The organism is Sulfitobacter sp., assembly GCF_041552635.1.
In the GTDB taxonomy this organism is placed as follows: Bacteria; Pseudomonadota; Alphaproteobacteria; order Rhodobacterales; family Rhodobacteraceae; genus Sulfitobacter.
The window spans coordinates 1-8,718 of record NZ_JBFEKM010000169.1 but is presented as its reverse complement, the minus strand read 5'-3'; the positions used below and the strand labels follow the sequence as shown (position 1 = coordinate 8,718).

7 protein-coding genes are annotated in these 8,718 nt (G+C 55.9%); 3 read left to right on the top strand and 4 right to left on the bottom strand.

What is annotated here, in order from left to right:
* Positions 1-11: 11 nt before the first annotated feature.
* Both ABYT07_RS16865 and ABYT07_RS16860 read right to left on the bottom strand, forming a co-directional pair.
* Positions 12-572 carry a F0F1 ATP synthase subunit delta gene (locus tag ABYT07_RS16865; protein WP_372993202.1) on the bottom strand — a complete coding sequence of 187 codons (561 nt, stop codon included), beginning with the start codon at positions 570-572 and terminating at the stop codon, positions 12-14.
* 288 nt (positions 573-860) lie between these two features.
* The gene (locus ABYT07_RS16860; protein ID WP_372993201.1) at positions 861-1,607 is read right to left on the bottom strand and encodes a hypothetical protein; all 747 of its coding nucleotides are present in this window, start codon (positions 1,605-1,607) and stop codon (positions 861-863) included.
* A gap of 145 nt (positions 1,608-1,752) precedes the next feature.
* Here ABYT07_RS16860 and gloB point away from each other — a divergent pair, with 145 nt between their 5' ends.
* From gloB to ABYT07_RS16845, 3 genes are all read left to right on the top strand, one after another.
* Positions 1,753-2,520, top strand: a complete 768-nt coding sequence (gene gloB / locus ABYT07_RS16855; protein ID WP_372993200.1) for a hydroxyacylglutathione hydrolase — start codon at positions 1,753-1,755, stop codon at positions 2,518-2,520.
* A 173-nt stretch (positions 2,521-2,693) separates the two neighbouring features.
* Positions 2,694-5,015: an ATP-dependent Clp protease ATP-binding subunit ClpA gene (gene clpA, locus ABYT07_RS16850; RefSeq protein WP_372993199.1), complete on the top strand. Its 2,322-nt coding sequence runs from the start codon at positions 2,694-2,696 to the stop codon at positions 5,013-5,015.
* Positions 5,012-5,983 (top strand): M23 family metallopeptidase, encoded by a 972-nt coding sequence (locus ABYT07_RS16845; RefSeq protein WP_372993198.1) that lies wholly within the window; start codon positions 5,012-5,014, stop codon positions 5,981-5,983. Before clpA ends, ABYT07_RS16845 begins: the two co-directional genes overlap by 4 nt.
* A 2-nt stretch (positions 5,984-5,985) precedes the next feature.
* Here the strand turns inward: ABYT07_RS16845 and ABYT07_RS16840 are convergent, their stop codons facing one another.
* Together ABYT07_RS16840 and ABYT07_RS16835 are read right to left on the bottom strand one after the other, a co-directional pair.
* Positions 5,986-7,797 carry a peptidoglycan -binding protein gene (locus tag ABYT07_RS16840; RefSeq protein ID WP_372993197.1) on the bottom strand — a complete coding sequence of 604 codons (1,812 nt, stop codon included), beginning with the start codon at positions 7,795-7,797 and terminating at the stop codon, positions 5,986-5,988.
* Between the two features lie 2 nt (positions 7,798-7,799).
* Positions 7,800-8,718 (bottom strand): biopolymer transporter ExbB (locus tag ABYT07_RS16835; protein ID WP_372993196.1); only part of this gene is annotated, 919 nt, incomplete at its 5' end.

Below are 8,718 nucleotides of genomic sequence, written 5' to 3'. Positions count from 1 at the left end.
TGGATACCCATTTATCCGACCTCTTTCATTACATTCTGGAGGGAATTGAGCTTTGCGCGGATCGACGTGTCGATCATCTTGGAGCCCACTTTGACGATAAGACCACCGATGAGGGATTCATCGACGGTCGCATTCAACGTTACGGTTTTGCCGGTTGTCGCAGCAAGCGACTTGGACAACTTGTCAGACTGCGCTTTGGTCAGCGCCTTGGCGGAAATCACGTCAGCGGTGACTTCGCCTTTTTCTACCGCGATAATCTCGCGGAGATTTTCGATCAACTGAGGCATTACAAACAAGCGGCGCTTGTTGGCCATCAATTCCAACGTCTTCGACATTGTATCAGACAGGTCCATCTTTTTGGCGATGGCGCTGATCGATGCCGCTTGTTGGTCACGCGTATAGATCGGTGAATGGATCAGGTCGCGAAAATCTTCGCTGTCAGCCAATGAGGCCTCGAGCGCATCAAGATCTTTCTCGATCTGTGGAAGGGCTTTGGCCTCTTGGGCCAATTCATACACAGCAGTCGCGTAGCGTTTTGCGATGCCAGTAGAGATCGATGCTGTTTCGGACACGTCCATCCTCTCGTACGTCTGTGCCGGATATGCGAATACTTCGCGTCACCGGGGTGTTGGCGCGGCTTGAAATTACCCAAGACGTCTAAATCAGGGCGGATGTAACAGACAGGTTCGTCTGCCGCAACACAGTATAGTGACTGAGGGCTGCGAAACTGCCCCTTATTCTTAATAGTCTGTTTACCTGCGACGGTTTGACACCACTTAAACGACACTATGCGTCCCAGTTTGGCATGCATGATCGTTTTAGGGCGATTCTTGACACCAGTCGCCACGGTCCTACTGATGTCAGACTGCCGTGGGCGCATTCGCCCCGACACCCTCAAGGACGCGGATCGACCTACGCTTGGGAACGCGCGAGACTTTCCCTTTTGGCGGGTAAACCAGCTTTGTCACCTCGACCATGAACGCACCGCCAGCCATCATCGTCGGCACATGGCGCCCGATCTTTTCAAACAGCTTGCCCGACCGCATCCAGACCCGTCGGGTTGATGGCATTTGATACAGTGCGCCCAGTTGCCGTTCCGGCAAAAACTGGTGCTTGCGCAATTGTGTTTCCAATTGACCGGGCGAATAGGGGCGCCCATAGCCAAACGGCGTGATGTCGCGCCGCGCCCAGAGCCCCGCACGGTTCGGCACGATAAACAGCGCCCTGCCCCCCGGCCCCAAAACCCGCCAGCATTCCTCAAGCAGATCGCCTTGACGCTCCGATGTTTCAAGCCCGTGCAGCAAAACCAAGCGGTCCACATGCCCCGTTTCGATCGGCCACAGGGTTTCTTCGGTCAGCACAGAAGTATTCGCCATCCCTGCGGGCCAAGGCATCACCCCCTGCGGCCCAGGCATTAACGTCAACACCCGCCGCGCATCCGCCAGATAGGGCCGCAACAAAGGTGCCGCGAACCCGAACCCGACCACAGTCTGCCCTTTGGCTTCGGGCCACAGCTCCAGCATCCGGCTGCGCAATGCCAACTGCGCCGCGCGACCAAGCGCGCTGCGATAATAAAAGTTGCGCAGATCTTGTACATCAAGATGCATGGCATTGCCTTTCGTACGGTTACCCGACTGATGTTACCCCAAACGGATCATATGAAAAAGAAATATGGGGACTACAACTTGTTTGCAGGCACCCGTCTTGCCGTCTAGCCTTATATTGAAAGCCTTTATCCGTACAGGAGCCCCTATGCCCTTTGATCTTGTGACAATCCCCTGCCTATCAGACAACTACGCCTTTTTGTTGCGCGACCAAACCAGCGGCAAAGTCGCATTGGTCGACGTCCCCGAGGCCGCCCCGATTTCTGCCAAGTTGAAAGAACTGGGTTGGACGCTTTCGGAAATCTGGCTGACCCATCATCACCCCGACCACATTCAGGGCGTATCCGACCTGGTTGCCGACCACCCCGCACGGATTGTCGGAGGCAAAGCAGATGCGCACCGCCTGCCCAATTTGGACCAAGCAGTCGCAGATGGCGAAACCTTCCAGTTTGCGGGACATGACGTGCAAGTGATGGATGTGTCCGGCCATACGGTTGGCCATATCGCGCTCTATGTGCCGGACGCCAAATGCGTGTTTACCGCCGACAGTCTGATGGCGCTTGGGTGCGGGCGCTTGTTTGAGGGCACGCCTGCGCAAATGTGGCAAAGCATGCAAAAGCTGATGAAGCTGCCCAAGGATACGACAGTTTGCTCGGGGCATGAGTATACGCAATCGAACGCAAAATTCGCGTTGACGGTTGATCCAAACAACGATGCGCTTATATCTCGTTCAAGAGAGATTGATCAGGCCCGCAAAAATGGTGTGCCGACGGTCCCCTCGAAACTTGTAACGGAACTTGAAACCAATCCGTTTCTGCGCCCCGACGACTCCGGAATTCGCACGCAGCTTGGAATGGAAAACGCCACCGACACTGAAGTGTTTGCTGAAATCCGCGCGCGCAAGGATAGTTTCTGATCGCCGCAATCATGGCAAAATTAGTCGCTCACGACAATTGTGACGAAAATATTGCAGAAAAACCTTGAAGCTTTGCCATGATCAACCAAACTCTAATACTATGAGGCCATGTTCGGATGTGGGGGCCCTATGCAGGGACACCTAACCGACACAGATCGAAAAGGAGCACGCACGTGCCTTCATTCTCGTCTACACTAGAACAAGCAATTCATTCCGCCTTGGCGCTGGCCAATGCGCGGCGTCATGAATTCGCAACGCTTGAACATTTGCTGCTGGCCTTGATCGATGAACCCGACGCGGTTCAGGTGATGAAAGCCTGCTCTGTCGACATGACGGAATTGCGCGATACCTTGGTCGAATTTGTCGACGAAGACCTCAGCAACCTTGTCACCGATGTCGATGGCTCCGAAGCCGTGCCAACGGCTGCCTTTCAACGCGTCATCCAGCGCGCTGCGATCCACGTGCAATCCTCTGGCCGGACCGAAGTCACCGGTGCAAATGTGCTGGTCGCGATCTTCGCGGAACGCGAAAGCAACGCGGCCTATTTCCTGCAGGAGCAGGACATGACCCGTTATGACGCGGTTAACTTCATCGCGCATGGTGTCGCTAAAGACCCGGCATTCGGCGAACCGCGTCCTGTCTCCGGTGCGCCAGAGCATGAGGAGGAAACCCAAGGCGTCACCGATGGCGATAAAAAAGAATCCGCGCTGGAGAAATACTGCGTCGATTTGAACGCCAAATCGCGTGAAGGCGATATTGATCCCCTGATCGGTCGCGACGCCGAGGTTGAACGCTGCATTCAGGTGCTGTGCCGCCGTCGTAAAAACAACCCGCTTTTGGTCGGCGATCCCGGCGTTGGTAAAACAGCCATCGCCGAAGGATTGGCACGCAAGATTGTCGCGGGTGAAACGCCCGAGGTTCTTGCGAATACAACGATTTTCTCTCTCGATATGGGTGCCTTGCTTGCTGGGACCCGCTATCGAGGCGATTTCGAAGAACGCCTGAAAGCCGTCGTGACAGAGCTGGAAGACCACAAAGATGCTGTCCTGTTCATCGATGAAATTCACACCGTTATCGGTGCGGGTGCCACATCTGGCGGTGCGATGGACGCGTCGAATTTGCTGAAACCTGCGCTTGCGGGCGGCAAATTGCGCACCATGGGGTCAACGACCTACAAGGAATTCCGTCAGCATTTTGAAAAAGATCGCGCTCTTGCCCGTCGTTTCCAGAAAATCGACGTAAACGAGCCTTCGGTCGAAGATGCTGTCAAAATCCTTCGTGGGATCAAACCCTATTTCGAAGAACACCATTCGGTTAAATATACGGCTGACGCGATCCGCACCTCTGTCGAACTGGCGCATCGGTATATCAACGACCGTAAGTTACCGGACTCTGCCATTGATGTGATCGACGAAGCCGGTGCTGCCCAGCACCTTATTGCAGCCTCCAAACGCCGCAAAACCATCGGCACCAAGGAAGTTGAGGCCGTCGTCGCCAAGATTGCGCGCATTCCGCCAAAGAATGTGTCGAAGGATGATGTGGTTGTTCTGAAAGATCTCGAAGCGTCGCTCAAGCGCGTTGTCTTTGGTCAGGATGCTGCAATCGATGCTTTGTCCTCTGCGATCAAACTTGCCCGCGCGGGTCTGCGCGAGCCCGAAAAACCTATCGGTAACTACCTGTTCGCAGGTCCAACCGGGGTGGGTAAAACTGAAGTGGCCAAGCAATTGGCGGATACGCTCGGGGTCGAACTTCTGCGCTTTGACATGTCCGAATACATGGAAAAACACGCGGTTTCGCGCCTGATCGGTGCGCCTCCGGGCTATGTCGGGTTTGATCAGGGCGGTATGTTGACCGATGGGGTTGACCAACACCCGCACTGCGTCTTGCTGCTCGACGAGATGGAGAAAGCCCACCCTGACGTCTACAACATCTTGTTGCAGGTGATGGACCACGGCAAGCTGACAGACCACAATGGGCGGACCGTTGATTTCCGCAATGTCGTTCTGATCATGACTTCGAACGCGGGTGCATCCGAGCAGGCGAAAGAGGCCATCGGCTTTGGTCGGGACCGCCGCACAGGTGAAGATACCGCCGCGATCGAACGGACGTTTACGCCGGAATTCCGCAACCGTCTGGACGCGGTCATCAGCTTTGCGCCGCTGCCAAAGGCAGTCATCATGCGTGTGGTCGAAAAATTCGTCCTGCAATTGGAAGCACAGTTGATGGATCGCAATGTCACGATCGAGCTTTCGACCAAGGCGGCTGAATGGCTTGCTGACAAAGGCTATGATGAAAAAATGGGCGCGCGTCCCTTGGGTCGCGTTATCCAAGAGCACATCAAAAAACCTTTGGCCGAAGAACTGCTTTTCGGAAAATTGGCCAAAGGTGGTGTTGTCAAAGTTGGCGTGAAAAAAGGCGAGTTGGATTTGACTGTCTTGGGTTCTGAAAACCCTAAACTGACGGGTAACAAACCTCCTCTGCTGACGGCCGAATGAAGCTAATCGGCGCGGCATTTGCCCTCGCCCTGCCCTTTGCCAGTCCTGTACTGGCAGAGGGTTTTTTAATTTCCTCGCCGATCGACTGCGATTTGAACACAGATTGCTATATCCAGCAATTTGTTGACATCGACCCATCGCCCGCTGCCTCTGATTTCACCTGTTCAACCCTCAGCTATGATGGTCACAAGGGAACCGACTTCGCCTTGCACAGCCGTGCCGAGATTGACCGGAATATCCGCGTACTTGCCAGCGCGGCAGGACGCGTCAGAGGCGTGCGTGATGGCATGGCCGATGCGGGCTACTCAGCAAAAACTGCTGACGCAATTGACGGCAAAGAATGCGGCAACGGGGTCGTCATTGACCACGGAAACGGCTGGGAAACCCAGTATTGCCACCTGAAACAAGGGTCTGTTCTTGTAAAATCCGGACAAGAGGTTTGGGCAGGACAAGAACTGGGCTTTGTTGGTCAATCGGGCAAGGCCGCGTTTCCTCATGTGCATTTATCTGTGCGCAAAGACGGCAAAGTCGTTGATCCCTTTGACCCCGATGGCAAAACCAATTGCGCCTCCCCCGGCGACAGCAATTTGTGGAATGACCGGCCGGAATACCGTTCGGGCGGCCTTATTGGAGTTGGCCTGATAGATGCTGTGCCCAAGTTTGATGCGATTAAGGGCGGTACAGCGGCACTGAATACCCTAGCTTCTGACGCCCCCGCACTGGTTGTCTGGGGCTATCTGTTTGGCACCCAACCTAACGACATCGTGAATCTTTCCATCACTGGCCCGGCAGGCACGGTTATTGCAGATGATGTGACCCTGACAAAAGCACAAGCGCAGGCATTTCGGGCCATCGGCAAGAAGCGCCGCAGTAGCGTTTGGCCAAAGGGCGACTATGTGGGCGCAGTCACGGTGATCCGTGGTGCCCAGATCATCAGCCAGAAAAGTTCAACGATAACAGTTGAATAAGCTTACTTCTCAGTGAACTTCAGTTCAATCCGACGGTTCTGCGCCCGCGCACTTTCTGAATCTCCCGCTGCAACCGGCTGATACTGACCAAAGCCATTGGCGGCCAAACGGTCCGGCGCGATCCCCAGAAAATTGATCATGTATTTCACGACAGACAATGCACGCGCCTGGCTAAGCTCCCAATTGTCCGAAAATTCGCCCAATCCCGACAACGGCTGATTGTCGGTGTGCCCATCCACGCGGATCACCCAGTCGATTTCTGGCGGAATATCTGCTGCTACCTTTCTAAGAATTTCGGCGACTTTTGCGATCTCGCCTTGGCCATCCGCCGACAGCGTTGCGGCCCCCGGGGGAAACAAAACCTCGGAAGAGAACACAAACCGGTCACCCTCGATGCGGACCCCGGCTTGGTTGCCCAAAAGATCCCGTAAGCGGCCAAAAAATTCTGACCGATATTGTTCAAGGTTCTTGGTTTCCGCCTCAAGCCGCTTGCGCTCTGCCGCTTCCAACTCGGCGCGGCGGCGCTCTTCTGCAGCGACGCGGGCAAGGGCGGTGTTCAGGTCAGACCCAAGCGATTGCAACTGCACCTCATTCGCCGCATCCCGCGCGACCGCATCATCTAGCAAAGATTGTAATTCACCCAATTGCCCTCGCAAGGCGGCAACTTGTTGGTTCAACAATTCCGTCTGGCGTTGCGCCGCCGCGCTGATAGCGGTTTCTTGCGACAAGGCCGATTGCGCGGCTGCCAGCAAAGCCGCCTGTTTTTGCGCGTCCTTTTCCGCATCGCTCATCTGCTCTTGGACCTGCGCCTCGGCGGCAAGTTTAGCGGCAAGGACATTGCTCAGCTGCTGTCGCAACGCCGCGCGATCCGCGACTTGGGTTTCAAGTTTTCCAACGTCAGCAAGAGCGGCGGTCAACATCGCGTCCAGATCTTTTTCAGCGGCACGGGCAGCGGCTAACAAGGTTAATGTATCCTCGGCCTCTTTGCGCTGCGCCTCGAGTGACAGGGTCATTGCTGTCAGCTCGGCATCGGCATTCTCAAGCCGGTCCCGCAGCAATTCTGCGGCAGCCGCCTCTGCGATTCGGGCGGCCTCTGCTTCTGACAATGCAATCTGGGACTTTTCTGCGGCAGCCGTCAGCGCCGCAACTTGATCCTGTGCACCTACGTTGCGCGCGCGCAAATCCGCTACCAACGCATCCAACGCTTCTCTCCGGGCGGCGGCAAGACGGGCCGCTTCGGCCTGTGCATCTGTCTCGGAACGCGCTGCAGCCAAGGCAATGTTCAGGGCATCCTGTTCACTGATCAACGCGGCTTGCGCCTCCTCCAAACTTGCGATCTGCGACTGTGCATCATCGCGTTCGGCCGAAAGCGTCGCAACTTGGGCATTTGCATCATCGCGTTGCGACAACAAGGTGGCGACCTGTGCCTCAAAACTGGTGATCTGCGTCTGCGCGGTTGCCAGTTCAGCCGCTTGCGCGTCGCGCGTCGCGGTCAGCGATGCAATCAGCGATGCCTGCTCGGCGGCCTGATCCCGTGCAGCGGTCAAAGAGGTGTTCAACGCGCCAACCCGTGCTTCAAGATCTGCGCTAGTTTGTCGTTCCATCCCAAGAGCTTGGGCAAGGGCTGCCACCTCTCCCGAGAGGGAGTTCAATTCGTCCTCTTGACCGTTGATCCGTTGGGTCAACACTGCTTGCAGGACCATGAAAATGGTTAACACGAACATCAAGACAAGCAAAAGCCCGGTCATCGCATCCACGAAACCGGGCCAGATGGAGGATTGAAACCGCGATCCTGAACGTCGGGAAAGCGCCATGTCTAGGAATCCTCAGGCTCTGGTTTTTGGGGGCTGCGCATCCGGCGTGGTTCAGTCGCGCGCGGGACAGACAGCGCTTTGGCCAACAGCGAGATATCTTTGCGCAGCTCTGCCATCGTTTCCTGACGCCCGGCAGAAATTTCTTCGAGAATGCGCAGCATTTGTACGTCGATCGACCGCAACCGCATCCGGCTTTCTGCATCCATCTGGTCGCTGGCGTCTTGCCCTTCAAGCACGGTAATCATGCGCTCTTGCCCCTGCGCAATCCGGACGAGACTGTCGTTTGATGCATCGCCTTGCGCAGCTTTTGCTGTCATCGCCTCGACGGCAGTGGCCAGCGTGTTCAACCGGTCGTTCAGCGCTGTCTGGCTTTGGGTTGATCCTGCAATCAGACCAGTCAGCGTATCCATCTGTTCGGTCATGTGATCCAACAAGCCGCCAACGGCATTCTGGTCTGCGGTCCCATCCTCGCCCGATGAAAACCCGACCCGTGTGATCGAGCTTAGCCAGTCTTCAAGCTCTTGGTAGAAACGGTTTTGACCATGCCCTGCGAAAAGTTCAAGCAGGCCCACGACCAGCGACCCTGCAAGCCCCAACAATGACGAACCGAACGCAACGCCCATGCCGCCAAGCTGTGATTCCAGCCCGGTCATCAGGCGCGCAAACATATCGGTGCTGCCGTCGCCTTCTTGCGGGGCAAGGCTGCGGATGGTTTCGACCACGGCAGGAACAGTGGTTGCCAGACCGTAGAATGTCCCTAAAAGCCCCAAGAATATCAATATGTTGACGATGTAGCGCGTGATTTCACGCGCCTCGTCAATGCGGGTGGATACGGAATCAAGGATCGACCGCGTTGACGTTGCATTCACTTGCATCCGCGCTCCGCGGGTGCGCAGCAAAGATGCCAACGGGGCCAGCAGC